Origin of the sequence: Sphingomonas sp. IC-11 (assembly GCF_021043365.1) — a bacterium.
Taxonomy (GTDB): Bacteria; Pseudomonadota; Alphaproteobacteria; order Sphingomonadales; family Sphingomonadaceae; genus Sphingomonas.
Map to the genome: position 1 here is coordinate 281,683 of NZ_JAJNDU010000003.1, position 25,309 is coordinate 306,991.

Sequence of the window (25,309 nt, forward strand, 5' to 3'; positions counted from 1 at the left end):
TAGGCCTGATGGCAATTGCGCGCGCGGACGAGACGGACTTGTTGCTGCCGCTGCACGAGGGTGTTCATGAGGCGCGACCATGGACGACCTTTCTCACACGTTTGCGCCAACGCGTCCGGGCTGATGAGGCCGGTTTGATCATCAGCGCCGGGCTTGAGGAAAGGGAAACGCACCTTCTTGTGCCAGCCACCGCGACCATCCCTGACGATCGCAGCTGGCGCCGCGCACTTCGTCCCGGTCGCGCCTATGCCATTGAAGAACGAGAGGGATTTGGGAGGGTCGTTCGAGTTGACGAGCCGGGAGGGGCGGCGGCTTGGCTCGCGATGAGACGCAAGGAGCGCGATTTTACCGCTGCCGACGCTGCCTTGCTGGCGCGCCTCGCGCCGCATCTGGCCATAGCACTGCGGACGCGGCGGGCGCTCGATCAAGGCCGGGCAGCGCTCGAGCTTTCCGAAGAGGCGCTGGCGCGTGCTGGCATTGCTTGGGTCGGTTTTGACGGCGACGGACGAATCCTGTCGATGTCGAAGGGTGCGGTAGCGGTGCTGGGCGCGCGCTGGGCAGGGAGCGGCGTGGGCAGTGTCGTCGCATCTCTCAAGGATGACGCACCGCAAGTTGTTCGTGTGCGCGACGAGGCATCACCCTGGATCCTTCTGATACCGTATCGGGAGCCATTGGAAGCTTCCTGGCCCCGGCTGGCGACGATCGGCCTGGTCGCAACACGCCGCATGGGGGATGAGCAAGCACGGGCTGCTGTGCTGGCGACATTATTTGGATTGCCGCCCAGCGAAGCGAAGCTCGCAGCGGCGATCGCTGGCGGCGCCAGCCTGAGCGAGGCTGCCGATCAGCTTGGACTGACGATCGAAACCGCTCGCAATTACTCCAAGCGGCTGTTTGCCAAGACCCGGACCCGCGGGCAGCTGGATCTGGTGCGATTGATCGGGAGCAGCGTCGCCAGACTCGTCTGAACTACCGCCGCCGCGCAGCTGGCGTCACGCTGCGAGTGAAAAGCGCAGCAGGCGGTCCTCAACTGGAATCAGCGCGTGCGCCGGTCTCCCGACGGCCCGACCGATCTCGGGATGGGTGGCGTCGAGCCCGCCCGTCAGCGATCCAAACGCGGGCAGGATGAGCTTCGCACCGGTTGCCACGAAGCAGCGGCGGGAGATGAGCTTGCCACGCACCCGAATCCGCAGCTTGGGATGGAAGTGACCTGATAATTCGGGTCGCGTCTCGCCCGGTCGCGCCTCATGCCGCAGGATCAGCCCGTCAACGGAGGCTTCGTCCAGCACCTCACCGCCGCAGCGGTCAACGCCGTGCGGGTCATGATTGCCGGTGATCCAGGTCCAGCGCGTGGCAGACGTGAGCGCCCGAAGCATCTCCTGCGCGGCCGCGGGCAAGCGACTGCAGCCGTCGGGGTCATGGAAACTGTCGCCCAGGCACCAGACCTCGCGCACGTCCGTTTCCCGCACGAGCGCCGTTAGGTCTGAGAGGGTGGCAAAGGAGTCATAAGGCGGCAGCATCTGACCGCCGCGCGCGAACCAGCTTGCCTTTTCGAGGTGAAGATCCGCAACCAGCAGCGCCCGTCGCGCAGGCCAGAGCAGCGCCCCCTGCACAAGGGGCGTCAGAAGTTGGCCACCGAACGAAACAGGAACCATTCCGGCGCCATGCATCGTTTCGCGTGGCGGATCAACTGCTTGCCGGTGAGAAACCCGGGGTCGGGCAGTGCCGCGCGTGGAGGTGCTTACGAGGTGGGGCGCTGCCCCCTATGCTGATGAGTTCGACCCCACCCCGGCGGCGCGCCTGGATGGCGCGCCCTCTCCAAACCGTCAGAAAGTGTAGGCGAGACCCAGGACGCCGAGCCACTGATTGCGCGAGCCCGCGACGCTGACCATTGGGCTGTCCGCGACGTCGTTGATCAGCTTGCGGTACGTGCCGCCGCCGACAATCTTGAAGCCCTTCAGGAGGTTGCCGGTGAGGGAGTAAGTGCCGATCGCGCCCACCGTCCAGCTTTTCCAGCCCTCACGGCCACGGTAGGCGGGCAGCCCAGACACTACGGCCTGATCGGGCGAAATGTCGTAGTAGGTGCGCAGATATTTAGTTTCGACCCGCTCGGCCGAGCCGAACAGTGCGACCGCAGCCTTAGTGGACAAGGGGGTAAAATAGTTGATCGTCGGCTGCCAGATGCCGCTGCGATGCACCTTGCTAACATCGTGCCGATAGCTGAGCGACACCGAAAGCTTGTCATAAGGGCTGGTGATGACGCCGGTCTTGCCGACACCGACGAAGCCGCCGAGTTCGATCGCGGTGTCTCGCTCCCCCAGCGCACGCACGCGCGGATCGTCGATGCTGGAACGATCGCTGCGCATGAAGTTGATCACACCAACCGGGCCAAGCTGGAAATCCCAGGAAGGGCCGGGCTGATTGGGGATGAGATCGGCGCTGGCGCGGTTGCCGAGCACCTGGAAGTTGATACCGCTCACCGACCCGATCACGCCGGGAACGGGCGCCCAGCGGTAATCGTCGGAACCTTCATAGTCGGGAAGATAACCGGCGCCGATTCCTACGGTGACGGAATCGCCGCCCATGTCCTGGGCGATTGCTTCGGCACTGCTTGATGGCGTGGTGGCATTCTGCGCAGCGGCAGCTGACGGCAGCGCGGTAACGGCAGCAAGGCCAAAGAGAATTCTGGCTATCACGGTTCGGTGCGTCCCCTTTTGATCCGCACCGAAACCCACCTGCAGCAATTTAGCTCCGGGTGAGTGCTTAAAGGATGTAGCGCAGCTTCACTTGTTGCTTCTCTGCATCACTGTTGATGCCGAAGCGGGCAGCCGAAAAGCGCGGCGGGCCAAAACGGATCGGGGGGTTGCGCGAAAAGCCGAAGCCTTCGCGCGGGATGCCAGCGAAAGTGTCCAGCTTCTTGTTGCCGTTTTCATCGTGGATCACGGCAACGGCATAATTGCCATGTGGAAGCCCCTCGAACCGCAACGAGGTAGTGCCAGCTGGAATGGACCGGCGGGTGGCGTTGTGATCGTCCACGCAGGACGGGAAATTGTCCGGCGCAGCGGTCAGGCAGATGCGCAGCATCCCTTTGGCAGAGCGAACCTGATCGAAATCGACATCAATCCGCGCGACCGGCGTCGCGCCGATCAGCGTTGCCGCGCTCACGCCGAGCAGCAGCACGCGCCTGGTCCCGCGTGAAATCGCCCAAGCCTTCATCCGTGCGGCACAGCCGATCCCAGAACCGGAAATAAAGCCCATAGTTACACCCATACCGCTCATGATGGCGCTGATGATGGCTGGCGGTGATCAGCCAGGCCCCCAATGGCCCACGCCACATGAACCGTGGAAAAACCTCCCAGCCCATATGGTTGGTCACGCCCATAACGGTCATGATCGTCAGGACCAATCCGAGTGCGGCCACGTGGATCGGAATGGCGAACACCAGTAGCGGAATTACCACAGCGCCGGTCAGCGCCTCGATCGGGTGAAACGCCATTGCCGCCCAGGCCGTCGGCGGCCGGCTGGCATGATGCACCGCATGAGCGACGCGGAACGGCTTGGGCCGGTGCATCCACCGATGTGTCCAGTAAAACCAAGTATCGTGGGCAAACAGGAACAGCAGCACCGATACGGGCAGGTACCAGAGCGGAAACGCGGAGACGTCCGTGTAGATCTGTGTCCAGCCGCGATTCTGCCAGCCCCAAGCGACGACGCCGGCGGGCACCCCATAAATGGCCGCGGATGCGAGACTCCACCAGATTTCGCGCCGGATCTGCGGATCAAGGCCGGCATAGAGGCCAGGATGCCGGAAGCGAGTGGCCATGGCGAAGGCGCCGCTGGTGATTAGGTAGCGGACGCCAACGATCATCGTCATCGCGGCGGCGGAAAGAACGATGGCAAGCGCAATCGACATGCGGCTGCTTGTACGGGTTGTGCTCTGATCGGGAAAGCACTGGCAGTGTCGTCACGGCAATCGGTCAACCTGAACAAAAGGATGTGCCGACGTCATCCATGCCGCTGGCGATCACTGCTTCCGTAGGCGTGACCGATCCGCTAGGCGGGAGGGATGCCGGTTATCCATGAATGCGACCTCGCCATTGTTGGCGGCGGGCTGGCTGGCGGGCTGATCGCAATGGCGCTGGCAGCACGCCGGCCGGAGTTGAAGGTCCGTCTTGTCGAAGGCGGGGAGACGCTGGGCGGCAATCACGTCTGGTCGTTCTTTGACGGGGACGTGGACAAGGACGATCGCTGGCTGTTGACCCCGCTCGTCTGCCACGCCTGGCCGACCTACGACGTGGCCTTTCCTGCGCACGCCCGGACGATCGCTCAGCCTTACTATTCGATCGAGTCCGACCGGTTCGACCAAGTGGTGCGCAAGGCTCTGCCATCCGAGGCGGTCATGACGAACTGCAAGGTGCTGGCCTGCAGCCCCACGGCCGTCGTGCTGGCGGACGGCGAACGCATCGAGGCGACTGGCGTGATCGACGCACGCGGGGCCGGGGACCTCTCGATGCTGGACGTCGGCTGGCAGAAGTTCGTGGGTCGCTTGCTCGACGTGCCTGCCGGCCATGGCGTCGAACGTCCAATGGTGATGGACGCGACCGTGGCGCAATATGACGGCTATCGTTTCGTCTACCTGCTGCCGTTTTCGCCCACCCAGCTGTTCGTTGAGGACACCTATTACAGCGACAGCGCCTCGCTGAATGTCCGTGCGCTCACCCGGCGCATCGATGCGTACGCGGAGGCAAAGGGCTGGGCCGCGGCGCCGGGCGGACGCGAGGAGAAGGGTGCGCTTCCAGTTGTAATTGGCGGCGACTTCGAGGGATATTGGCGATGGGGCGGTGCGAAGGTCGCCAAGGCAGGCGCCAGGGCAGGGCTCTTTCATCCCACCACTGGATATTCACTGCCCGATGCGGTGCGGCTGGCGGTGCGGATCGCTGAGGCCAGTGATCTGAGTGGTGAGGGGCTCCACAATTTTACCCATGAATATGCGCGCGCGCGCTGGGACGAGCGGCGCTTCTACCGGATGTTGGACGCGATGCTGTTCCGTGCTGCAGATCCCGATGTGCGCTACAAGGTACTTGAGCGCTTCTACCGGCTTCACCCGAAGCTGATCGCGCGCTTCTACGCGGCGCGCTCGACGACAAAGGACAAGCTCCGCGTGCTGGCCGGGCGGCCGCCGGTGCCCGTTTTTCGTGCCCTTCGCGTGATCAGGAATGCATCATGAGCAGCCGCGCAATCATCATCGGCGCCGGGTTCGGTGGCCTCGCACTTGCGATCCGTCTGCAATCGGCAGGGGTCGCCACGACGATCGTGGAGGCGCGCGACAAGCCCGGCGGCCGCGCTTACGTTTGGCAACAGGACGGCTTCACCTTCGACGCGGGCCCCACCGTCATTACCGACCCGGCCTGCCTGGCGGAATTGTGGGCGCTGAGCGGTGACGAGATGGGCCGCGACGTAGCGCTGGAGCCGGTGCAGCCCTTCTACCGGCTGAACTGGCCCGACGGCACCAATTTCGACTACACCAACGACGACAAGCTGCTGCGTGCCGAGATCGCCAAGCTCGATCCGGCGGACGTTGAGGGATACAGCAAGTTCCTCGCTTACTCCGCCGGCGTGTATCACGAAGGCTATGAGAAGCTCGGCCATGTCGCGTTTCTGGATTTCGCCTCCATGATCAAGGCGGCGCCTGCGCTCGCCAAATATCAGGCGTGGCGATCGGTATATTCGATGGTTTCCTCATTCGTGAAGAGCGAGAAACTGCGCGAGGCGCTGTCGTTCCACACGTTGCTCGTCGGTGGCAACCCGATGACGACGAGCGCCATCTACGCGCTGATCCACAAGCTGGAGCGCGACGGTGGCGTATGGTTCGCGCGCGGCGGCACTAACCGGCTGGTCGCCGGCATGGTGGCTCTGTTCGAGCGGCTCGGCGGCACGTTGCGGCTGAACGACGCGGTTGAGGAGATCGAGACGCTGGGCGATCGCGTGACCGCGGTGCGCACCAAGAGCGGCTGGCGGCAGGAGGCCGACATGGTCGCTTCCAACGGAGACATCGTCCACACCTACCGCGACCTGCTGAACGGATCGCGTGCTGCCGCCAGGACAGCAGCGCGACTGGAGCGCAAGAAATTCTCGCCGTCGCTGTTCGTGGTTCACTTCGGCATCAAGGGCACGTGGCCGGGGATCCCGCACCACATGATCCTGTTCGGCCCGCGCTATAAGGGACTGCTCGCCGACATTTACGACCATGGTGTGCTGAGCCAGGACTTCTCCCTCTACCTGCATCACCCGACCGTCACCGACCCGAGCCTCGCGCCGGAGGGCTGCTCGACCTTCTATGCGCTGGCGCCGGTGCCGCATCAGGGCAAGTTCCCCGAAGATTGGGAGCGGATCGCCCCCATCCTGGAGAAACGCATCCTCGACGAGGTGGGCCGCCGGTTGATTCCGGACATCCATGACCGGATCATCACCAAGTTCAGCTACACGCCGGCCGATTTCTCGCGCGATCTGAACGCACATCTTGGCAGCGCCTTCAGCCTGGAGCCGGTACTGACCCAGAGCGCCTATTTCCGCGTACACAATCGCGATGATGCGATCAGGAACATGTACTTCGTCGGCGCCGGTACTCATCCCGGCGCCGGGATCCCCGGTGTCGTCGGCAGTGCCAAGGCGACCGCGGCATTGATGCTTGAAGGAGTAAGACGTTGAGTTTGTGTGTAACCCTCCAACTTGTCTCGGAGGGCGAAGTATGAAGCGCCTGGCAGTGTATTGCGGTTCGGCCACGCCACGCGACCCCATGTACATGGAACTCGCCTGGGACGTCGGCCGTACGCTCGCCGAACGCGGCATCGGCGTGGTCTATGGCGGCGGCAGGCTGGGCCTGATGGGCGCGGTGGCCGATGGTGCGCTTCAGGCCGGTGGCGAGGTGATCGGCATTATTCCCCAGGCGCTGGTCGACGCCGAGGTGGCTCATCGCGGCCTTACCGAGCTTCACGTCGTGAGCGGCATGCATGATCGCAAACGCGCCTTTACCGATCTCGCGGACGGCTTCGTCACTATTCCGGGGGGAACCGGGACGATGGACGAATTGTGGGAAGCGCTGAGCTGGGCGCAGATCGGTTACCACGCCGATCCGGTCGGCCTGCTGAATACCGCCGGCTATTACGATCATCTCGTCGCCTTCTGGGAGAAGATGGGTGAGGTGGGCTTCCTCCGGCCGCAGCACCGCGGCTTGCTGATCGTGGCGGAAACGCTGGGCGATCTGCTCGATCGCATGGCGGCGCATGAACCTGCGCAGCCAATCGTGCGCATGAGTGCGGACGACCTCTGATCCCAACGGGGCGACGGCCGTGGCTGTCGCCTGTTTCGCATGAGGCAAAGGTGGCGCGCGACAACAAGCAACAGGTGAGCGAGGAGCGCAGCGTGCTCGTCCAGGCCGCGCGCGATTCTATCGCACGCGGATCCAAGAGCTTCGCAATGGCCAGCAACCTGTTCGATCGCGAGACGCGCGAGCGAGCATGGCTGCTCTATGCCTGGTGCCGCGCGTGTGATGACATTGTCGATGGGCAGGATCATGGCCACGGCGCGGCGCCTGTCGCCGATGCCGAGGCGAGGGTCGCGATCATTGCGGAGAAGACGGTTGCCGCTCTGGCCGGTCGAACGGTTGGGGATATGCCGTTTGACGCCCTGCGCATGGTTGCGGCGGAGACCGGCTTGCCGGCCAGATTTGCGCAGGATCTCGTCACCGGCTTTCGTCTGGACGCGGAGGATTGGCGTCCGCGCAGCGAGGACGATCTTTATCGCTACTGCTACCATGTCGCGGGCGCGGTGGGCTGCATGATGGCGGTCATCATGGGGGTCGATCCGGCGGACGAAGACACGCTGGATCGCGCCTGCGACCTCGGGATTGCTTTTCAACTGGCCAACATCGCGCGCGACATCGAGGAAGATGATCGGATCGGCCGCTGCTACCTGCCGATCGAGTGGTTGGTCGAGATGGATATGCCACCGGGCGAGCATATGAAGCCGCCGTTTCGTGATCGGCTGGTGGTGCTTGCCCGGCGCTTGGCGACCCGGGCAGCGCTGCATGAGGCGAGCGCACGCGTAGGCGCGGCGCGGCTGCCCCCTAGAGCGCGTTGGGCCGTGCTGGCGGCGGCGGGCATCTACGGTGACATCGCCCGCGAAGTGGCGGCGCGCGGTGCCCACGCCTGGGATCATCGCGTGACGACGCCAAAATCCGCCAAGCTGGCGTGGGTGGCGAAGGCGGCGATCGCCGCGCGGCGGCCGATCAAGGACACGCCCCGCCCTCCCTCGCTTTGGACGCGGCCGCGCTAGGACCGCTCTATGACGCCGGGCTGACCTCGGCATCCATCATTCCGTGCGTCACCGCGGCTGCAGACTCGCGAGAGCGAATAGCGCCGGAACAAGACCCAGCGGACCACTGACGTAATCACAGCCTTCCCCGCTCGCCCAAGTTCAGGGCGAGCGGGGTACGCTGCGCGACTACAACAGATCGGGCGGTGTCGCTTCCTTCACAAGCCGGGCGACGATCTCGTCCAGCGAGACGATCTCCTGCCCCTGGCTCCCCAACCGGCGAACGGCGACCGTGCCTTCCTCCGCCTCTCGCTTGCCGACGACCAGCAATGCCGGCACCTTCGCCAGGCTGTGCTCGCGTACCTTGTAGTTGATCTTCTCGTTGCGAAGGTCCGTCTCGACTCGCAGCCCGGCCGCCGTCAGCCGATCACGCACCACATGCGCATAATCGTCAGCCTCGGACACGATCGTCGCGACGACCGCCTGCACCGGTGACAGCCACAGCGGGAAGCGCCCCGCATGATGCTCGATCAGGATGCCAAGGAACCGCTCGAACGTCCCCAGGATGGCGCGATGAAGCATCACGGGACGATGACGCTCGCCATCCTCACCGATGTAGCTGGCGTCCAGCCGCTCGGGCAGCACGCGGTCGGACTGGATCGTGCCGACCTGCCAGGTCCGCCCGATCGCGTCGGTCAGGTGGAATTCCAGCTTGGGCGCATAGAAGGCGCCTTCGCCCTCCAGCTCCTCGAACCCGTCCTTAATCTTCTGCGGCAGGTTCGACGCCATCACCGCGCGGCGCAGCTCGTCCTCGGACTTGTCCCACATCGCGTCGTCGCCGAAGCGCTTCTCGGGGCGCAGCGCCAGCTTCACCGCATAATCGGTGAAGCCCAGATCCTGGTACACGCTGTCGAGCAGGTCGATGAACTTCGCGACCTCGTCGACCAATTGGTCCTCGCGCACGAAGATATGCGCGTCGTCCTGCGTGAACTGGCGCACCCGCATGATGCCGTGCAGCGCGCCATGCGGCTCGTTGCGGTGGCAACAGCCGAACTCAGCCATGCGGATCGGCAGGTCGCGATACGATTTGATCCCCTGGCGGAAGATCAGCACGTGCGCCGGGCAGTTCATCGGCTTCAGCGCCATCCAGTCCGCGTCCGGCGACACCAGCGCGCCGTCGTCCTCGATGTTCGGCACCTCGTCGGGGATGACGAACATGTTCTCGCGATACTTGCCCCAGTGACCGGAGCGCTCCCACTGGCGCGCGTCCATCACCTGCGGCGTCTTCACTTCCTCATAGCCGCCGGCATCCAGCCGCCGGCGCATATACGCCTCCAGCTGCCGCCAGATCATATAGCCCTTGGGGTGCCAGAAGACGCTGCCATGCGCTTCGGACTGGAGGTGGAACAGGTCCATCTCCTGCCCGATCTTGCGATGGTCGCGCTTCGCCGCTTCCTCCAGCATGTGGAGGTGCGCATCGAGCTGCTTCTTGTTCAGCCAGCCGGTGCCGTAGATGCGGCTCAGCATCGCGTTTTTCTGGTCGCCGCGCCAATAGGCGCCCGACACGCGCGTCAGCTTGAACGCCTGCGGATCCAGCTTGCCGGTGGAGGCAAGGTGCGGCCCGCGGCACATGTCTAGCCAAGCGTCCTCACCCTTGCCGGCGCGATAAACCGTCAGCTCCTCGCCCTCGGGGAGTTCGGCGGCCCACTCGGCCTTGAACGTCTCGCCCTGCTTGGTCCAGCGATCGATCAGGTCGGCCCGCGACCAGACTTCGCGGATCAGCGGCTCGTCCTTGGCGATGATCTCGCGCATCTTGGCCTCAATTGCGGGCAGATCCTCCTCGGTGAAGGGGCCACGATCCGCAGGGGCGGCGAAATCATAATAGAAGCCGTCGTCCGTCGCCGGACCGAAGGTGATCTGCGTGCCGGGGAACAGCGCCTGCACCGCTTCCGCGAGGACGTGCGCAAAATCGTGGCGCGCGAGTTCGAGTGCCTCGGCCTCATCGCGATTGGTGACCAGCGCAAGGTGCGAACTGCCTTCGAACGGACGGTTGATGTCGCGCAATTCGCCGTTGACGCGCGCGGCGATGGCGGCCTTGGCGAGGCCAGGGCCAATGGCGGCCGCAATGTCGGCGGGCGTCGATCCCGGCGGCACCTCGCGTACCGAGCCGTCCGGAAGCGTGATCGAGAGCATGTTCATGAGAGGCTTTCCTGCAATGCCGATGCGCTTAGGCGAGCGCGAACGCGACGAAAAGAGCGTCCGGGATCTGCAGGAACGAAGTGGAGGACGCCGGCCCACCCGTTCCCGGGCGAGCAAGCCGTCAGCGCATCAGCGCGTGACCGACCGCCCCCAGGTGCCCGGGGTGGTAGTAGTGGTCAGGGCACGGATGTGCAGCATTGCTTTGATATAGCCGCTCCAACGCCTGTGAACAACCGTGGGTGCCCAGCGGTGCCACCTGAATAGGGGCGCCAAGACTGTTCCGAACAGGGCAGTGGGCAAAACAACGGGCCCGCCTCCTTTCAGAAGCGGGCCCGCGCCCTCATACGCTACGCGAGGGATAAGCAGGCCGAAGGGCCATCTCGTCAGCGGTGATCCCCGCTGCCCGCGCGGTTAGCGGCAGTAACGCGGGTTGTTCGACTTCTCGATCGCGTTGCCAGCGACCGCGCCGCCAACGCCGCCGAGCACGGTACCCAGCGCACGATCACCGCGACTGTCGATGGCACGACCCAGCAGGCCGCCGGCGATCGCACCGACGATGGTGCCGGTGGTGCCGTTGTTGCAGCGCTGGTTGCGATAATAGCGGCGGTCATTGCCGCGATAACCGCGATAGCCGCGATAATTATCATAACCGCGATACTGGCGCTCATAGCGGTCGCCGTAGTAGCGCTGGGCCGATGCTTCTGCCGGGATCATGGCCACCGTGCTCATCGCGAGAGCGGCGCCGGCGAGCGAAAGCTTCTTGAACATGGTTGCTTCTCCCGTACCAAATTTCGTCGGAGAGGGCGGTTGCCGTCTCGATGAATGTGCTTTTGGCCGATTCGCCTTGAGCCAACCCTGAATGCGCTCGTTATCAACGGTTCAGGTATGAAGCCGCGCCGCCGCGCCGTGCGCTGGGCAGTTTCGGTTCTCTCGGTGCTGCTGATCGTGCCCCGCTATGCCGGGAACGAGCGGCTTCCAGAGATAGGTGCCGAACCGCGCGTGACGATCGTCCCCTATGTTCCCGCGCAAGGCTGGCCTGAGCGGATCGGGCAACTCGTGCCCCTGGCCGGATATAAGCTGCGCAGCCACGACCCGGCATTCGGCGGCTTTTCGGCAATCGCGTGGCGCAATGGACGGGCCATGTTGCTGTCGGACGGAGGCAATCTGGTCAGTTTCGGCCTACGCGACGGCCAAGCGATCCACCCTCGCGGGCATGTGCTGCCCGGTGGACCGGCGATCGGCTGGGATCGCGCAGACCGCGACAGTGAGTCGCTGGCGCTTGATCCAGTGCGCGGGACGGCATGGGTCGGTTTCGAAAATCAGAACGAGATCTGGCGGCACAGCCCTAATTTTCGGCGTGTCGAAGGACATAGTGCACCCGGCCTGATGCGGAACTGGGTGCGCAACCAAGGAGCGGAGGCTCTGGTTCGGCTCAAGGACGGACGCTTCGTGGCCTTTGCAGAGCGCAAGCCGGGGCGCCGCAGCCGATACGCTGTCTTATTCTCCGGAGATCCGACCGCACCAGGAACGAAGGCGGCGCCGCTCCGGCTGGTTCCCCCCGACCGCTATGATCCCAGCGACGCGGCAGTGCTTCCGAATGGCGATCTTTTGATCCTTACCCGGCGCTTCCAATATCCGTTCAACTTCAGCGCGAAGCTGGTGCGGGTACCGGGCGCAGCGCTGCGACCTGGCGCGCATGTCAGAGGCGAGGTGATTGCCACCCTTGCTTCGCCGATCATGGGAGAGAATTGTGAGGGAATCGCGATCACACAGGAACGCGGCGCCACGATCGTGTGGATCGTCACGGACAATGACGGAATGCCCTGGCGCCCGTCCTACCTGTTGAAGTTCCAGCTTCGCTGAGCGGCGCTTCCGCTCTGAGGCAGGCGATCCGAAGGACGTCGCGCAATCACGTGCTCAGTCTCGTCAGTCTAGCGAAACCAGCACTGCACGACATGTTGTACGAACGCCGAAGGCCCGCCACCCCGAGGGTGACAGGCCGTCGCCACATACCAGCCGCGCCGATTAGGCGGCGGTGGCGGTATCGGTCGTGGTGCGCTTCTTGACGATGTCGCGCTTCAGGCGACGCGCGCGGAGCGACAGCTTCTCGTCGCTGGTCTTCACCAGCCAATTGTCGAGACCGCCGTTGTGCTCGACCGAGCGCAGGCCGTGCGTCGAGACGCGCAGGCGCACGCTGCGCTCCAGCACGTCCGAGATCAGCGTCACGTTCTGCAGGTTAGGCAGGAAAGTACGCTTGGTCTTGTTGTTGGCGTGGGAAACATTGTGTCCCACCTGCCGGCCCTTGCCGGTCAGCTCGCAGATGCGCGACATGGTTCGTGATCCTGAGTTTCGGGTTGGCCCGGAAAGTGGGCGCCACTAGCGACACGATCTCGAATCGTCAAGCGGCGGGCCGTGCAACTTACCTTCCATCACGTTCGTTGTTGCGTCAGCGAATCGAATGGAGACCGGAACATGCGCGCTCTTCTTGTTCTTCTCGGCATTGCCGCGCTCGTGATCCTGGCAGGCATGGCGACCGGCTTCATCAACATCGACCAGACCCAAACCGCCAAGCTTCCACGAATTGAGGGCGGACAAGCGCCTGAATTCAAAGCAGACGTCGGCAAGATTGATCTCGGCACCGAAAAGAAGGTGATCGAAGTGCCCAAGGTGGATGTCCAGAAGCCGGGCGCGGCACCGACCCCGGCGCAATAAGCCGAGGTTCTGCCCGCGGCTGCTAGCCGGCCGCTGCTTGATCGCACGCGTTCAATTTTTCTGCGGGCTGCCCTAAGGGGCCGCTATGTTCCCGCTGCCTCGCCCGATGCGCGCTGCGCTTGATGCCGCCCGTGCCGCGGCACGGGAAGGCGAAGTTCCAGTCGGGGCAGTCATCGCGCGGGGTGACGAGGTTATCGCCACAGCCGCCAATGCGCCACGGCGTCTTTGCGACCCGACTGCCCATGCCGAGATGCTGGCGATTCGAGCAGCGGCTCGCGCGCTCAGCCGCGACCGGTTGGAGGATTGCGACCTGTGGGTGACACTGGAGCCGTGCGCGATGTGTGCGGGCGCGATTGCGCATTCCCGCCTGCGCCGGGTCTATTATGGCGCTCGCGATCCGAAGGGCGGGGCGGTGGAACATGGCCCGCGTTTCTTCGCGCAGCCGACCTGCCACCATCGTCCGGAGGTTTATCCCGACATCGGTGCCGAAGAATCAGCCGGGCTCTTGCGGGAGTTCTTCGCCGGGCGGCGGTGACCTTCCGGCGGGAAGGTCTGGTGCATGAAGAGGTGGGAAACGGCGCGGTGCCGCTTCTCACCTCTCCACACGTCAGTTGATCAGTTGCGGTAGCCGACCTCGCTCTCCAGGATCGGCACGATCTTGATTTCCACGCGGCGGTTGGCGGCGCGGCCGTCCTCGGTTTCGTTGGTCGCGATCGGCTGCGTTTCGCCGAAGCCGCGCGTGCCGATACGGGCGCGTGTCACGCCGCGGGACGACAGGTAATCGGCGACTGCCGCAGCACGCCGTTCCGAAAGCCCCTGATTGTAAGCGTCGCTGCCGTTCGAATCCGTGTGGCCGTACACGTCGACATAGGTCCGGTTGTAATCACTCAGCACCCTTGCGACTTCATCAAGGGTACGCTGGAACTGCGGCTGAACCGTCGCCGAATCATAGGCGAAATTGATGCCGCTCGGGATGTTGAGCAGCAAATCGTCGCCCTGGCGGATCACCTGCACGTCGGTGCCGGCGGTGCGGGCGCGCATTTCACGCTCCTGCCTGTCCATGTAGGCGCCGATCCCGGCACCGGCGATGCCGCCAATGCCAGCGCCGACGATCTTCTCGGTACGGTCACGCCGACCGCCGACGAGATCGCCAAGGAGGTAGCCGCCCAGCGCGCCGCCGATGCCGCCGATGGCTGCCTTGGAGATTCCCCGCTCGCCCGTTTCCGGATCGGTCGTACAACCCGCAGTGGCCAATAATGCGCAGCCCGCAAGTGCGGCGGTGAACCCGGATCTCCGCTTCATTGTGTCTCATTCCTCCATGTTCTGACGGTAAAACCAGCCTGTTCGGCGGGTTGTTCCGCTTCCGTGCTGAACCGTGGCTGACGCGAGAGGTTGCCGGACATGAGAAATGCCGCCAAGAAGGCCATCTACCATGCCACCGCCGTTCCCCTGGATCGACGTCCTGATCATTCTCACGCTGGTCGCCCTCAACGGCGTCTTTGCGATGAGCGAGCTTGCAATCGTATCTGCGCGCAAGGCGCGGCTGGACGCCATGGTGCGTGCCGGCCGGCGCGGTGCCCGTGCCGCTATCGATCTTGCCGCCGATCCGGGCAAATTCCTCTCCACAGTGCAGATCGGGATCACCCTGATCGGTATCATCAACGGCGCCTATTCCGGTGCAAGCCTTGGCGCGCCGACCGCGGCGCGGCTGGCGGCGCTTGGCGTGCCGGCGCACATTGCCGATAATCTTGGCGTGGCGCTGGTCATCGGCCTGACGACCTATGCCTCGCTGATCATTGGAGAGCTGGTTCCCAAGCAGGTTGCCCTGCGCAACCCGGAGCCGGTCGCGGTGTGGGTCGCGCTGCCGATGACGTGGCTTGCTAGCCTGACGAAGCCGCTGGTCTGGATGCTTGATGCGTCCAGCGCGCTGATCTTTCGCCTGCTGCGGCTGAACCGGGAATCGGAGGAGCATGTCACGGCGGAGGAGTTGCACCTGATCGTGGCGGAGGCGTCAAAGTCCGGGGTGATCGAGGAGCATGAGCGCTCCATCATCTCTGGCGTGGTGCGCCTGGCCGACCGGCCGGTGCGCGAGGTGATGACGCCGCGCACCGAAGTCGACTGGCTGGACGCTGGGCTCAGCGACACGGCCATTCGGGCCAAGATCCTGGCAACGCCGCACAGCCGCCTGCCGGTGGCGGATGGCTCTATCGATGCGGTAATCGGCGTGGTTCAGGCGCGGGATGTGGCTGCTGCCCTGGCGCGGGGCGAGACGCTGGATCTGCGTCAGCTGGTGCGCAAGGCGCCGTTCGTTGTCGACCAGATCGACGCCATGGATGCACTGGATGCGTTGCGCCGCGCGGAAGTGCCGATGGCCTTGATCCATGACGAATATGGTCATTTCGAAGGCATCGTAACGCCGGCCAATCTGCTGGCTGCGATCGCTGGCGAGTTCGCTTCGGATGCGGAGCCAGGTGAGGCGCCGAACATCGTGGAGCGCGATGACGGGACGTTGCTGGTGTCCGGCACGACTGCTGCCGATTCGCTGGCCGAGCGCCTGGGGATCGAGCTTCCCGAGGATCGTGATTACGCGACGGTCGCCGGGCTGGCGCTGGCGATCTTCCGGCACCTGCCGGCGGAAGGCGAGAGCTTCATCGAACAGGGCTGGCGCTTCGAGGTGGTCGACCTTGATGGGCGGCGTATTGACAAGCTGCTCGTGAGCGAAGCCTGAGGGTGTAGCTCCTAGGCGGAGCGCTGCGACGCCAGAGAATCGATCATCGGGAGACTGGCGGACGCTTGTTCAGCGCCGCCAGCGGATGAGCCGGAACGTGGCGCGGGCGCCTCTCCGATGCAAAGCGCGTACATCCGTTCCGCAAACTGGCGGCTGCCCAGATGCTGTAGTCCCGCGGTCAAACGCGCCCGTCCGGTAAGACGACGGGGGATGGCGGCTGCTACGCCGAGGCGCAGCAGCCACATCCTTGATGATCAGGCGACGCTTTGGCCGCCGGCGATTGGCTCAACCCGCTGACGGCGACGTGCTGCCGTGGCGACAAGGTACAGCCCGCCAGCGATCATCGGCAGGCACAGCAGCTGCCCCATGTGGATTGTGGTGGCAAAGAACGTGCCGGCGAATTGCGAGTCCGGCTCTCGGAAGAACTCCACGAAGAAGCGTGCGAGACCATAGCCCGTCAGGAAGACGCCGACGAGCTTGCCTGGCTGATACCGGGCCTCGGTGCGCCAGAAGAAGAACCACAGAACGGCCAGGAGGACGATGCCTTCCAGCCCAGCCTCATAAAGCTGGCTTGGGTGCCGGGCGGGTTCAGGAAAGCCGGTCGGGACGGTGCGTGAGAAGACGATGGCCCAAGGCACGTCGGTCGGCTTGCCCCAAAGCTCGCCATTCACGAAATTGGCCAGGCGACCGAACAGCAGCCCGAAGGGCACGACGCAGGCGACGTAATCGTGGATGCGAAGCCAGTTCAGCCCGTTCTTGCGCGCGAACAGGATGATCGCGAGACTGGTGCCGATAACCCCGCCGTGGAAGCTCATGCCGCCATCCCACAACCGCAAGATGCGCAGTGGGTGGAGGATCATGTCCGGGGCGTAGAACAGCACATAGCCGAGCCGGCCGCCCAGGATGATGCCCAGCGTGGCGTAGAACACCAGGTCGTCGGCATGTCGTCGCGCCATCGGGGCGCCCGGCTGAGCGAGAAGCTTCAGCAGGTACCACCAGCCGATGACGATGCCCGCGATATAGGCGAGGCTGTACCAGCGCAGCGTGAAGAAGCCGATGGAGAAGACGTCGGGATGCAGCCCGAGATCGTCGAAGCGGATATGGCCGGCGGCCGCGGCAAACATGGGCAGGATCAAGGCTTTTCCCTCTGGCGTCACGCCTGCATAAGGGCCCGCGACAGCAGGACCAAGCGGAGAGACGCATGAAGACCGAACTAGATCTCAAGATGGACGCGACCATGGCCGCGTTGACGGGGGAGGGCGGTCCGCTTGCGCTCGGATCCATGGAGCGATTCGGTCAGACCTTGCCCATCATCGCTGCGGCTCCTCCTTCGCTGCCGGCCTATTTCGCGCATTACAGCCAGCAGCATGCTGCCACCGAGTTCCTCGTCGCGGGTGACGAGCGCCTCACCTATGCCGAAGTCTATGCCAAGGCGCAGGAAGTCGCCCGGGCGCTGGTAACAGGCTTTGGCGTGAAAAAGGGCGACCGGGTCGGCATCGCGGCCCGCAACTCCCCGTCCTGGATCGTGATCTACATGGGCATCCTGATGGCGGGTGGTGTCGCCACCCTGCTCAACGGCTGGTGGCAGTCGGAGGAGCTTCAGGCTGGCGTCGAAGACGTCGGGTGCACCCTGGTTTTTGCCGATCCGCCGCGCTGCAAGCGTCTCGCCGCCCTGCCGCAGCTATCGGCCAAGGTGGTCGAGTTCGACGACCTGAAACCGCTTGCCACGGCACTGGGCCCGATCGTCGCGAAGGCATCTGGCGACGCCACGATGCCTGAGGTCGGCCCGGACGATCATGCCACCATCCTCTTTACCTCCGGTTCGACCGGCCAGTCGAAGGGCGCGCTGTCCACGCATCGCCAGGTAACGCAGGGCGTGTTCAATTATCTCGCCTCCGCGCTCATGATGCTCGCTCTGGCGGCGCAGGAAGGACAGGAGGCGAGCGGCTTGCAACCCTCCACCCTGTTGAATGTGCCGCTGTTCCACGTGACGGCGGAGGTGCCGGTCTTCCTTCAGTCGTTCGCGATCGGTCGCAAGCTGGTGCTGATGCCGAAGTGGGACGCGGAAGAGGCGATGCGCCTGATCGAGCAGGAAAAGATCACCTATTTCGTCGGCGTTCCGCTCATGAGCTTCGAGCTGCTGAACCATCCGAACCGGCACAAATATGACCTGTCCAGCGTGGCGGACATCGCCGCTGGTGGCGCGCCGCGCCCGGTCGAGCATGTGAAGCGCATCAACGAGGAGATGGAGGGGGCGCCGCTCATCGGTTACGGCCTGACCGAAACAAACGGGGTCGGTACCGGCAATTGGCGCACCAATTACCTGGCCAAGCCGAACTCCGCGGGACGCCCCTCGATGCCGCTGGTGGACCTCGCCATCCTTGACGACGCGGGCAGGCCAGTGCCGCAGGGTGAACGGGGCGAAGTGTCGATCCGTTCGGCGGCGTGTTTCCAGGAATATTGGGGGAAGCCCGAGGCCACTGAGGCGTGCTACACCGCCGATGGTTATTTTCGCACCGGCGACATCGGCTATCTGGACGAGGACGGTTACCTCTTCATCGTTGATCGCAAAAAGGACATCATCATTCGCGGCGGCGAGAACATCAGCTGTCAGGAGGTGGAGGAGGCGCTCTACCAGCATCCGGATGTCGCCGAAGTAGCCGTGTTCGGGCTGGCGGATGACAAATATGGCGAAGTCCCGGGTGCCGTCGTTCATCTGGCCCAGCCGGGCGCCGTCACCGTGGATGACCTTTGCGCCTTCCTCACGCAACATATCGCCGCGTTCAAGGTGCCCCAGCGTATCTGGCTGTCCAACGATCCGCTGCCGCGGCTTGGGACTGAGAAGATCGACAAGGTCAGCCTGCGAAACAAGTATCGCGCGCTGGCCGCGGCACAGACCCAGGTTTCGGAATAGGATACCCGGTTACTGGCATGGAGGAGCGGCGGCGGGCTCGGCTCGCCGCCGCACGTTTCCAACATCGCGCTGCGGCGGGCTCCGCTGTGCAGGCCGATGAACGGACCGTCAGCGCCAGCCGAGTGCGGGCGCCACGTGCGTCAGGATGCTTTCAATCACATGCGCGTTGTAGGCGACGCCTAACTGGTTCGGCACCGTCAGCAGCAAGGTGTCGGCTTCTGCTATCGCCTCGTCGGCGCGCAATTGCTCCACCAGCCGCTCGGGCTCCGCGGCATAGGACCGGCCGAACACGGCGCGCATGTTGTCAATGACGCCGATCTGGTCACTGTCCGACCCGGCGCCGAAATAGTGCCGGTCCTGATCGTTCACCAGCGCGAAGATTGAACGCGACACCGACACGCGCGGCTCCCGCGTGTGGCCTGCCTCCTTCCAGGCGGCACGATAGGCGCGAATCTGCTTCGCCTGTTGCACATGGAACGGCTCCCCGGTCTCATCTGCCTTCAGCGTCGAGCTCTGCAGGTTCATGCCCTGCTGCGCTGCCCAGATTGCGGTTGCGTTCGATCCAGAGCCCCACCAGATCCGCTCGCGCAGCCCGGCGGAGAACGGCTCGAGGCGCAACAGACCGGGCGGGTTCGGGAACATTGGGCGCGGATTGGGCCGGGCAAAGCCCTCGCCCTTCAGCAGTTCGTAAAATACTTCACCGTGGCGACGGCCCATATCCGCGTCGCTGCTGCCCTCTGCCGGCGCATAGCCAAAGTAGCGCCACCCCTCGATCACCTGCTCAGGGGAGCCGCGGCTGACGCCAAGCTGAAGCCGGCCGCCGCTGATCAGGTCAGCGGCTCCTGCGTCCTCCGCCATGTAGAAGGGGTTCTCGTAGCGCATGTCGATCACGCCAGTGCCGATTTCGATCCGGCGGGTGCGGGCGCCGACCGCGGCGAGCAGGGGAAAGGGCGAGGCGAGTTGCTGTGCGAAATGGTGGACGCGGAAATAGGCGCCGTCGGCGCCCAGTTCTTCCGCGGCGACCGCAAGCTCGATCGACTGAAGCAGCACGTCGCTTGCCGAGCGCGTGGCTGAATGGGGGGCGGCCGACCAATGGCCGAACGAAAGAAAGCCGATCTTCTTCATGCTGGCTGATCCCGGCGCTGCGTCGACCCGATGTGACGCAGCAATCTGGTTCAGCATATGGGCCGCGGCGCTGCGTGACCAAGGCGTCGATCGGAGACGATCCGTTTCGCAGTCGGCGCTTCAGCCCGGCGCTTCGCCGTGTCTCAGAACGGCAGCCAGTTCGATTTTTGGGTGAATTTCATGTACCCGACATTCACGCCTGCCCGGTATCCGACGCCGAGCCGCACAGGGATCAGCACGACGTTGCCGCGCCGCAAGTAGGTCGCAGCAAATCCGCCAACGAAGTACAAGCGTCCCTCAGCCGCGGGAAAGCGGCGGTACAGGTCGGCCGTGTCGTACAGATTATAGACCAGCACGAAAACCTTGTTGGCATCGCCGCCCACGTCGAAGCCGACCGAAGGACCGGTCCAATAGACCGGCATCTGCCCCTCTACCTTGTGGGTCATGATCCCCGAACCGTAACGCAGGCCGACGACAAACGCGCCCGCAGCCTCGCGACCCGCGATATAGGCGTTCGGCTCGCCCTGCTCCGACAGTATCTTCTCGATAATCGACGCGAAGCCTTCTGCGCCCTTTCCGAACAGGCCTTCGCCAGCCCCGATCAGATCATCCCGCTTGAACGTAGTGTCCGCCTGAGTGGTCGCCTCCGCTCGAGCATCGGCGCCGGCCGGCGGAGCGGGCGCTGGCGTCTGGGCAGGCAGCGGCGCTTCGAGCGGCGGCGAATCTTGATTGACTGGCGTATCGTCGTTTGATGTCGGTTCCCTATAGGTCTGTGCCCGTGCCGGAGGTGGCGGCACGCGCGGCCCGGAAAGATCACCGTCGATCGACTGATTGGGATCGATCGTCCGCACTTGGGCCGGTGCAGCACCAGCAAGCGAGGTGGCGATCATCGCCACGGCGATCATGAACTTGCGCATCGTTACCATTCCCCCGGGCAGACCCCGATTGGCTACCATAAGCAAGACCGTGCTTTCACGGCAATGAACGGTGCGCCGGACCGAGTCCGCCCCGCGGCCGATCGAATCGTGCGACCATGTCGCGGACGGTTGATCCGCCCCGCGCACCCCGCTATAGCCGCGCTTCCGCCAGGCCCGGAGACGTGGGTGAGTGGCTGAAACCAACGCTTTGCTAAAGCGTCGTACGGGAAACTGTACCGAGGGTTCGAATCCCTCCGTCTCCGCCAGATCCTGGACATCAGTGCATCGCCGCGAACTCAACTGGACGCCGAAAGCGCGAGTTTTCTGCTACTTGTCCCGGCCGGGTTGTTTGAGTGGGTCCGCAGCAATCCGCCGCAGACCAATGCCGTAATTATGACCGGGAGTATGGCTTGCGCTCTACCGGTCTCGTGGTACGCCGGCTTGAGGCGGACCGATGAGAATCAGAAACAAGCTCAACGTTAGGCAAGTCGCCAGCACCACGAAGGTCGGAGTTCACTCTGACGGCGGCGGCTTATACCTAAGAGTGCGAGCTTCCGGATCGCGGGCTTGGCTATTCGTCTACACCATGCACGGAAAGCGCCGCGAAATGGGGCTCGGATCCGATCTCGACGTGACGCTTGCACAAGCCCGAGAAAAGGCCGCTGCGGCGCGGCTGCTCGTAAGCGAAGGGATAGATCCGCAAGTTCACCGAGCAAGCGCGCGAGCGGAAGCTGAGCGCGCCCGGAAGGTCCATACGTTAACGGCCGGCATCGGAAAAGTTTCGGTGGGTCGATCAAACTGGCCAACGAATTCGTTTGGCGCATTTGCGTTGCAGTGGCTCGACAGCGTCGAGGATGGCTTCAGCAACGCCAAGCATCGACAGCAATGGCGCAATACGCTGACGACCTATGCCGCTCCCCTGTTTCCGCTCGCTATCAACGCGGTCAGCACAGAGGCGGTGCTTGAAGTTCTCAAGCCTATTTGGCTGACAAAGGCGGAGACCGCGTCGCGAGTACGGGGCCGGATCGAAAAAGTCTTGGACGCGGCCAAGGTGAAAGGTTTGCGTGACGGAGAGAACCCGGCGCGGGGCCGCGGCCATTTAGATTTGCTGCTTCCGAAGCGCAGCAAGGCTGAAGTAAAGCACCATGCCGCATTACCTTTTCGCGAGATCGCGGGCTTCTTTTCTCAACTGCGAACACGATCGGCCATGGCGGCTCGTGCCTTGGAATTTACGATCCTAACGGCCGCACGCTCCGGTGAAACCCGTGGCATGACATGGAGTGAGGTGGATCTCGAGCAGCGTATCTGGACAGTGCCTGGAACGCGGATGAAGGCGAAGGAAACGCATCAGGTCCCGTTAAGTGACGCCGCATTATCGATTCTGACCTCACTCAAACCAGAGACTCCGAAGCCGAGCGCGCTGATCTTTCCTGCGCTGCGCGGTGGAATGATGTCGGACATGGCAATGTCGCAGCTGCTAAAGCGCATGGAGCGCGGGGACATCACTGTGCACGGCTTTCGGTCGACTTTCCGTGACTGGGCTGGTGAGGCCACCAACTTCGCTCGCGAAGAAATTGAGATGGCGCTTGCTCACACCATCGCGTCCGCGACGGAGCGCGCCTATCGTCGAGGTCGAGCGGTCGACAAACGACGGGAGCTAATGGCGGCTTGGGCCGATTACTGCCTTGGCACCAGTGACGCGGCTCATGAGCAGCCCGGCCACAGCCGATAACCTTGTTCCGCTCGTTGATGACCGAAATTGGGTGGCAAGCCGCCTGACCGCTTTGGAAAACGCAGAGGCGGTAAGCGGCCCTTCGTTTAGGATCAGTGAGGCGGCAGCTGTGCGCCCCAAAGTCGGACGCTCAGCCGTAGATCGGCGCCACCCGAAAGCGGACGAAACTCATTCAGGTAGCCTCACGACCAGCGAATAGTTCGAATCCTTCCCGGCGCGCCACCGCGCCGTTCTATCGAAAATAATCTTCGTAGGCGTCCAATGGCACAGACTCCCACGGGGGTTCTTCAGTATTACGGCCGCGGCTTGACACAAAGCCGGTACTCCGCAGCCGCGCAGCACCATTCCGGTCACGTTTCATTGATTGGAGCATCTTCTCCTGACAACCAATGCTGCAAAAGCCGCATTTCTCGCATAGAAGCTTTCGGCATCTGGAACAGGTTTCATGACTGCCAATGATGAGGGGTGTGTTGCCGCATCTCCCCATCACCTTCGGAGCATTACCCGAGAAGTGGATGTTGCCATCCTCGTCTCGTTGATACTCGGTGCCACCGCAATATGCGAGGATCGTCGTCCATTCGACATCACTGTCTCCTCGAGCCTGCATAAGACCGAGCCCGCCGAAGCGGTAGTTGGTGAAACGCTCCAGCGCCGTTTCGACGCGATTTGCCCAGAGTGTCGTCAGCGTCCGCACCAGGGCAGCGACCAGACCCAGCGGATCGATCGCGCCCAGCGGCCCATGCGTCTCCACCCGAACAAAGGATCGGTCGCTGCGGTGCGTCGGACCTGATCCTCCGTGCGGGAAGAGCACGGCAGCGTAGCTGCTCGGCGAAAAATCTGGTCGATGATCGACCACAGCGTCGACGAAATCGGACAAGAGCGTGAGAAAAATGGCGGGGACAGCCGGCACGCTATCCAGATTGCGCTGCAGCTTCGCGCAGAACTCAGCCTGATGATCCGAAAGGCGGTCGGACAGCATCGGGGGTAGCGGTACTCGCATCGCACAGAGCGCCGCGACGAATCTCCCCACCTCATCGGAATCAACGATATAGCGCCAGTCATCGTCGGGGACGTCACGACATAGCTCCGCTGCCCGCACCATCCGTTCGCCCAACCCGGGATACCATCGCTCGGAATGGCCGAAGACCCAGTTCGGAAACATGCGCTCATTTCCGCGCACGACCTCGAAACGAGGAGATCGGAACCTGCTTACAAGCTCGTCGATGTCGCGACGGCTCGTCTCGCCTAAGAAAACAACGTCACCGATCGTGAAGTTGGACAAGCTAGGATCATCAATAAAGCGCTTCTGCAGATAGGGTGACAGCACGCCGGCGACGCGCACATCAGCGCCTGATCGGTCTAGCTTGAACCGTGGCACGGTATGCTCGACGTAGAAGCGGTACGAATTGACGGGTCTGCGGGCATTCTTGACGTCAATCGCGGTCGTCCCGTCGACTTTAAGATCGTGCGTGATCCAGTCGTCGCCGGATTGGTTCAACTGGGTGACGGCAACATCCTCGACAATCGCATCGGCCTCGCGATACAGCCGGGCAGCAATCTTTTCGGCGGCGCGAGCGGAAAGCATCTTGGCGACGACGGCGTCTTCCTTGCTGCCAGCCCATTTCGCCGCGAGCCGGCGATCGTTCTCGTCCAAACTCCTGTACACCTCGGTCGCGGGAAGCGATGTCGGCGGGCTGTCCCCGTGAACAAGCAAGTTCAGGAGAGCGTGCCGGAGCGGAGCATAGTGCCGCCTGCACGTCTGTGATTTCACCTCCGGCGGTGCCAGGTGATAGAGGGGGTCGCCCGGTTTCGATGGCGTGAACGCCTTCCAGAAGCGGTCGAGAAGGTTGGACGTCGGCTTCGCAGCGCCGAGCGCGGTTAGTGCGTGGAGCACTTCGTCGCGGAACGGCGCCAACTGCTGCCTTTGCACGGCGATCGTGAGCACGAGGTCGGGCGAGCAATCGGGCGCTTGGTTCAGTACATCGACCAGTTCTTCATCGGTCATCCCGGACAGAACGTGGGCGGCGACTGCGGCGGGCCTGTCGACCCGGTCGCCCCGGCAGCGAAACAACACCTCCGCTCCCTCGACCATCAATGCGAGCGAAGATCGGACTCCGCTGCGATGGACGAAGAAATCAACGTTATTAGCCTCAATGAAACCGTAATCGTTTTCCCGCCCAGTCGAATGATTAAACCCGCCAAACCATTTTACTCGTCCTAGAAGGATTGCTCCCACTCCGTCATCAGTCGCCGAGCGGCGCGTATTATGGCTCTGCGGCTTCGACATTGGTGTGCTCACGGGGGGGGGCAGAGGCTTGTCCAGATCACGGTGCCTCCGCTCTATCGTAACTATCAGGTGCCGAAAACCCATCTTGAGAGGCGTTGGCGGCAGGCGCGGGCGTCTCCTCGCCCGCCACAACACACTCTCGCTAGGCGGCGAGCTGATCTGCCTTTTAACGATCCGCCCGCAGCCGATCGAGCCACATTTGTCATTGCGCTCACCGCAAATGGCCGATGCTATGGGCGCGAAGTGGCCGCCTGAAGACGCTCGACCCTAATCTCCCAACAATCTGAGTGCCCATCTTCGCTATGCCGGGTGCGCCAAACACCGCCGACTGCCACCGTCTTCTACGCGGGAACCGCAGCGGCTACGACCGATGAAATCGCTGGGA

General features: G+C 63.7%; 23 protein-coding genes and 1 tRNA gene. 12 read left to right on the top strand and 12 right to left on the bottom strand.

Features of this window, described 5'->3' with window-relative positions; genetic code table 11:
- The first annotated feature begins 8 nt into the window (after positions 1 to 8).
- Positions 9 to 965, top strand: a complete 957-nt coding sequence (locus LQ954_RS12055; protein ID WP_231023343.1) for a helix-turn-helix transcriptional regulator — start codon at positions 9 to 11, stop codon at positions 963 to 965.
- A gap of 24 nt (positions 966 to 989) precedes the next feature.
- Here LQ954_RS12055 and pdeM read toward each other — a convergent pair whose 3' ends face one another.
- The 4 genes from pdeM to LQ954_RS12075 all read right to left on the bottom strand — a co-directional run bounded on the left by pdeM (position 990) and on the right by LQ954_RS12075 (position 3,910).
- The gene (pdeM, locus tag LQ954_RS12060) at positions 990 to 1,652 is read right to left on the bottom strand and encodes a ligase-associated DNA damage response endonuclease PdeM (protein WP_227772080.1); all 663 of its coding nucleotides are present in this window, start codon (positions 1,650 to 1,652) and stop codon (positions 990 to 992) included.
- A 171-nt stretch (positions 1,653 to 1,823) separates the two neighbouring features.
- Positions 1,824 to 2,693, bottom strand: a complete 870-nt coding sequence (locus tag LQ954_RS12065) for a MipA/OmpV family protein (RefSeq protein WP_231023344.1) — start codon at positions 2,691 to 2,693, stop codon at positions 1,824 to 1,826.
- A 67-nt stretch (positions 2,694 to 2,760) separates the two neighbouring features.
- Positions 2,761 to 3,177, bottom strand: a complete 417-nt coding sequence (locus LQ954_RS12070) for a DUF2141 domain-containing protein (RefSeq protein ID WP_443026625.1) — start codon at positions 3,175 to 3,177, stop codon at positions 2,761 to 2,763.
- Positions 3,116 to 3,910: a sterol desaturase family protein gene (locus LQ954_RS12075; RefSeq protein ID WP_231023345.1), complete on the bottom strand. Its 795-nt coding sequence runs from the start codon at positions 3,908 to 3,910 to the stop codon at positions 3,116 to 3,118. Before LQ954_RS12075 ends, LQ954_RS12070 begins: the two co-directional genes overlap by 62 nt.
- Positions 3,911 to 4,063: 153 nt before the next feature.
- Between LQ954_RS12075 and crtY the strand changes: the two genes are divergently transcribed.
- The 4 genes from crtY to LQ954_RS12095 are packed head-to-tail and all read left to right on the top strand — an operon-like array spanning position 4,064 to position 8,331.
- Entirely contained in the window at positions 4,064 to 5,224 is a 1,161-nt protein-coding gene (crtY, locus tag LQ954_RS12080) for a lycopene beta-cyclase CrtY (RefSeq protein ID WP_231023346.1), read from the top strand.
- Positions 5,221 to 6,705, top strand: coding sequence for a phytoene desaturase (locus LQ954_RS12085; RefSeq protein ID WP_227772084.1), 1,485 nt, complete (start codon positions 5,221 to 5,223; stop codon positions 6,703 to 6,705). The genes crtY and LQ954_RS12085 overlap by 4 nt, the downstream gene beginning before the upstream one ends.
- A 40-nt stretch (positions 6,706 to 6,745) precedes the next feature.
- The gene (locus LQ954_RS12090) at positions 6,746 to 7,327 is read left to right on the top strand and encodes a TIGR00730 family Rossman fold protein (RefSeq protein ID WP_227772085.1); all 582 of its coding nucleotides are present in this window, start codon (positions 6,746 to 6,748) and stop codon (positions 7,325 to 7,327) included.
- A 50-nt stretch (positions 7,328 to 7,377) separates the two neighbouring features.
- Positions 7,378 to 8,331 (top strand): phytoene/squalene synthase family protein, encoded by a 954-nt coding sequence (locus LQ954_RS12095; RefSeq protein ID WP_231023347.1) that lies wholly within the window; start codon positions 7,378 to 7,380, stop codon positions 8,329 to 8,331.
- 168 nt (positions 8,332 to 8,499) lie between these two features.
- On the opposite strand, the gene thrS is transcribed toward LQ954_RS12095, so the two are convergent.
- Both thrS and LQ954_RS12105 read right to left on the bottom strand, forming a co-directional pair.
- Entirely contained in the window at positions 8,500 to 10,503 is a 2,004-nt protein-coding gene (thrS, locus tag LQ954_RS12100; RefSeq protein ID WP_227772279.1) for a threonine--tRNA ligase, read from the bottom strand.
- 417 nt (positions 10,504 to 10,920) lie between these two features.
- Positions 10,921 to 11,277, bottom strand: coding sequence for a glycine zipper 2TM domain-containing protein (locus tag LQ954_RS12105; RefSeq protein ID WP_227772087.1), 357 nt, complete (start codon positions 11,275 to 11,277; stop codon positions 10,921 to 10,923).
- A gap of 117 nt (positions 11,278 to 11,394) precedes the next feature.
- On the opposite strand from LQ954_RS12105, the gene LQ954_RS12110 reads away from it, so the two are divergent.
- A complete protein-coding gene (locus LQ954_RS12110; protein WP_231023348.1) occupies positions 11,395 to 12,372 on the top strand; it encodes an esterase-like activity of phytase family protein in 978 nt (325 codons plus the stop codon).
- Between the two features lie 162 nt (positions 12,373 to 12,534).
- Here LQ954_RS12110 and rpmB read toward each other — a convergent pair whose 3' ends face one another.
- The gene (gene rpmB / locus LQ954_RS12115; protein ID WP_227772089.1) at positions 12,535 to 12,840 is read right to left on the bottom strand and encodes a 50S ribosomal protein L28; all 306 of its coding nucleotides are present in this window, start codon (positions 12,838 to 12,840) and stop codon (positions 12,535 to 12,537) included.
- A 141-nt stretch (positions 12,841 to 12,981) separates the two neighbouring features.
- Between rpmB and LQ954_RS12120 the strand changes: the two genes are divergently transcribed.
- Both LQ954_RS12120 and LQ954_RS12125 read left to right on the top strand, forming a co-directional pair.
- Positions 12,982 to 13,221, top strand: a complete 240-nt coding sequence (locus LQ954_RS12120) for a hypothetical protein (protein WP_227772090.1) — start codon at positions 12,982 to 12,984, stop codon at positions 13,219 to 13,221.
- Positions 13,222 to 13,306: 85 nt separating this feature from the next.
- Positions 13,307 to 13,756, top strand: a complete 450-nt coding sequence (locus LQ954_RS12125) for a nucleoside deaminase (RefSeq protein WP_231023350.1) — start codon at positions 13,307 to 13,309, stop codon at positions 13,754 to 13,756.
- A gap of 80 nt (positions 13,757 to 13,836) precedes the next feature.
- Here LQ954_RS12125 and LQ954_RS12130 read toward each other — a convergent pair whose 3' ends face one another.
- Positions 13,837 to 14,523, bottom strand: coding sequence for an OmpA family protein (locus LQ954_RS12130; protein ID WP_227772092.1), 687 nt, complete (start codon positions 14,521 to 14,523; stop codon positions 13,837 to 13,839).
- Between the two features lie 130 nt (positions 14,524 to 14,653).
- Between LQ954_RS12130 and LQ954_RS12135 the strand changes: the two genes are divergently transcribed.
- Entirely contained in the window at positions 14,654 to 15,949 is a 1,296-nt protein-coding gene (locus tag LQ954_RS12135) for a hemolysin family protein (RefSeq protein ID WP_227772093.1), read from the top strand.
- Between the two features lie 254 nt (positions 15,950 to 16,203).
- Here LQ954_RS12135 and lgt read toward each other — a convergent pair whose 3' ends face one another.
- Positions 16,204 to 17,085: a prolipoprotein diacylglyceryl transferase gene (gene lgt, locus LQ954_RS12140; RefSeq protein ID WP_415837131.1), complete on the bottom strand. Its 882-nt coding sequence runs from the start codon at positions 17,083 to 17,085 to the stop codon at positions 16,204 to 16,206.
- Between the two features lie 65 nt (positions 17,086 to 17,150).
- On the opposite strand from lgt, the gene LQ954_RS12145 reads away from it, so the two are divergent.
- Entirely contained in the window at positions 17,151 to 18,863 is a 1,713-nt protein-coding gene (locus LQ954_RS12145; RefSeq protein ID WP_231023351.1) for a class I adenylate-forming enzyme family protein, read from the top strand.
- A gap of 108 nt (positions 18,864 to 18,971) precedes the next feature.
- On the opposite strand, the gene LQ954_RS12150 is transcribed toward LQ954_RS12145, so the two are convergent.
- Complete coding sequence (locus LQ954_RS12150; protein ID WP_231023352.1) at positions 18,972 to 19,988, bottom strand: LLM class flavin-dependent oxidoreductase; 1,017 nt, start codon at positions 19,986 to 19,988, stop codon at positions 18,972 to 18,974.
- Between the two features lie 143 nt (positions 19,989 to 20,131).
- Complete coding sequence (locus tag LQ954_RS12155; RefSeq protein ID WP_443026629.1) at positions 20,132 to 20,914, bottom strand: DUF1134 domain-containing protein; 783 nt, start codon at positions 20,912 to 20,914, stop codon at positions 20,132 to 20,134.
- Between the two features lie 167 nt (positions 20,915 to 21,081).
- Here LQ954_RS12155 and LQ954_RS12160 point away from each other — a divergent pair.
- A tRNA-Ser gene (locus tag LQ954_RS12160) sits at positions 21,082 to 21,171 on the top strand.
- A 188-nt stretch (positions 21,172 to 21,359) separates the two neighbouring features.
- A complete protein-coding gene (locus tag LQ954_RS12165) occupies positions 21,360 to 22,637 on the top strand; it encodes a tyrosine-type recombinase/integrase (RefSeq protein WP_231023355.1) in 1,278 nt (425 codons plus the stop codon).
- A 232-nt stretch (positions 22,638 to 22,869) separates the two neighbouring features.
- Here the strand turns inward: LQ954_RS12165 and LQ954_RS12170 are convergent, their stop codons facing one another.
- Positions 22,870 to 24,924, bottom strand: coding sequence for a cold-shock protein (locus LQ954_RS12170; protein ID WP_231023358.1), 2,055 nt, complete (start codon positions 24,922 to 24,924; stop codon positions 22,870 to 22,872).
- Positions 24,925 to 25,309: the final 385 nt, after the last annotated feature.

Excerpts from the sequence above, each read along its gene's own strand:
- LQ954_RS12075 (WP_231023345.1), bottom strand. The coding sequence starts at position 3,910 with ATGTCGATTGCGCTTGCCATCGTTCTTTCCGCCGCCGCGATGACGATG.
- LQ954_RS12090 (WP_227772085.1), top strand. The coding sequence starts at position 6,746 with ATGAAGCGCCTGGCAGTGTATTGCGGTTCGGCCACGCCACGCGACCCC.
- LQ954_RS12120 (WP_227772090.1), top strand. The coding sequence starts at position 12,982 with ATGCGCGCTCTTCTTGTTCTTCTCGGCATTGCCGCGCTCGTGATCCTG.
- LQ954_RS12170 (WP_231023358.1), bottom strand. The coding sequence starts at position 24,924 with ATGTCGAAGCCGCAGAGCCATAATACGCGCCGCTCGGCGACTGATGAC.
- LQ954_RS12130 (WP_227772092.1), bottom strand. The coding sequence starts at position 14,523 with ATGAAGCGGAGATCCGGGTTCACCGCCGCACTTGCGGGCTGCGCATTA.
- LQ954_RS12155 (WP_443026629.1), bottom strand. The coding sequence starts at position 20,914 with ATGGTAACGATGCGCAAGTTCATGATCGCCGTGGCGATGATCGCCACC.
- LQ954_RS12135 (WP_227772093.1), top strand. The coding sequence starts at position 14,654 with ATGCCACCGCCGTTCCCCTGGATCGACGTCCTGATCATTCTCACGCTG.
- LQ954_RS12125 (WP_231023350.1), top strand. The coding sequence starts at position 13,307 with ATGTTCCCGCTGCCTCGCCCGATGCGCGCTGCGCTTGATGCCGCCCGT.
- LQ954_RS12055 (WP_231023343.1), top strand. The coding sequence starts at position 9 with ATGGCAATTGCGCGCGCGGACGAGACGGACTTGTTGCTGCCGCTGCAC.
- thrS (WP_227772279.1), bottom strand. The coding sequence starts at position 10,503 with ATGCTCTCGATCACGCTTCCGGACGGCTCGGTACGCGAGGTGCCGCCG.
- LQ954_RS12150 (WP_231023352.1), bottom strand. The coding sequence starts at position 19,988 with ATGAAGAAGATCGGCTTTCTTTCGTTCGGCCATTGGTCGGCCGCCCCC.
- pdeM (WP_227772080.1), bottom strand. The coding sequence starts at position 1,652 with ATGGTTCCTGTTTCGTTCGGTGGCCAACTTCTGACGCCCCTTGTGCAG.
- LQ954_RS12105 (WP_227772087.1), bottom strand. The coding sequence starts at position 11,277 with ATGTTCAAGAAGCTTTCGCTCGCCGGCGCCGCTCTCGCGATGAGCACG.
- LQ954_RS12085 (WP_227772084.1), top strand. The coding sequence starts at position 5,221 with ATGAGCAGCCGCGCAATCATCATCGGCGCCGGGTTCGGTGGCCTCGCA.
- LQ954_RS12110 (WP_231023348.1), top strand. The coding sequence starts at position 11,395 with ATGAAGCCGCGCCGCCGCGCCGTGCGCTGGGCAGTTTCGGTTCTCTCG.
- crtY (WP_231023346.1), top strand. The coding sequence starts at position 4,064 with ATGCCGGTTATCCATGAATGCGACCTCGCCATTGTTGGCGGCGGGCTG.
- LQ954_RS12145 (WP_231023351.1), top strand. The coding sequence starts at position 17,151 with ATGAAGACCGAACTAGATCTCAAGATGGACGCGACCATGGCCGCGTTG.
- rpmB (WP_227772089.1), bottom strand. The coding sequence starts at position 12,840 with ATGTCGCGCATCTGCGAGCTGACCGGCAAGGGCCGGCAGGTGGGACAC.
- LQ954_RS12165 (WP_231023355.1), top strand. The coding sequence starts at position 21,360 with ATGAGAATCAGAAACAAGCTCAACGTTAGGCAAGTCGCCAGCACCACG.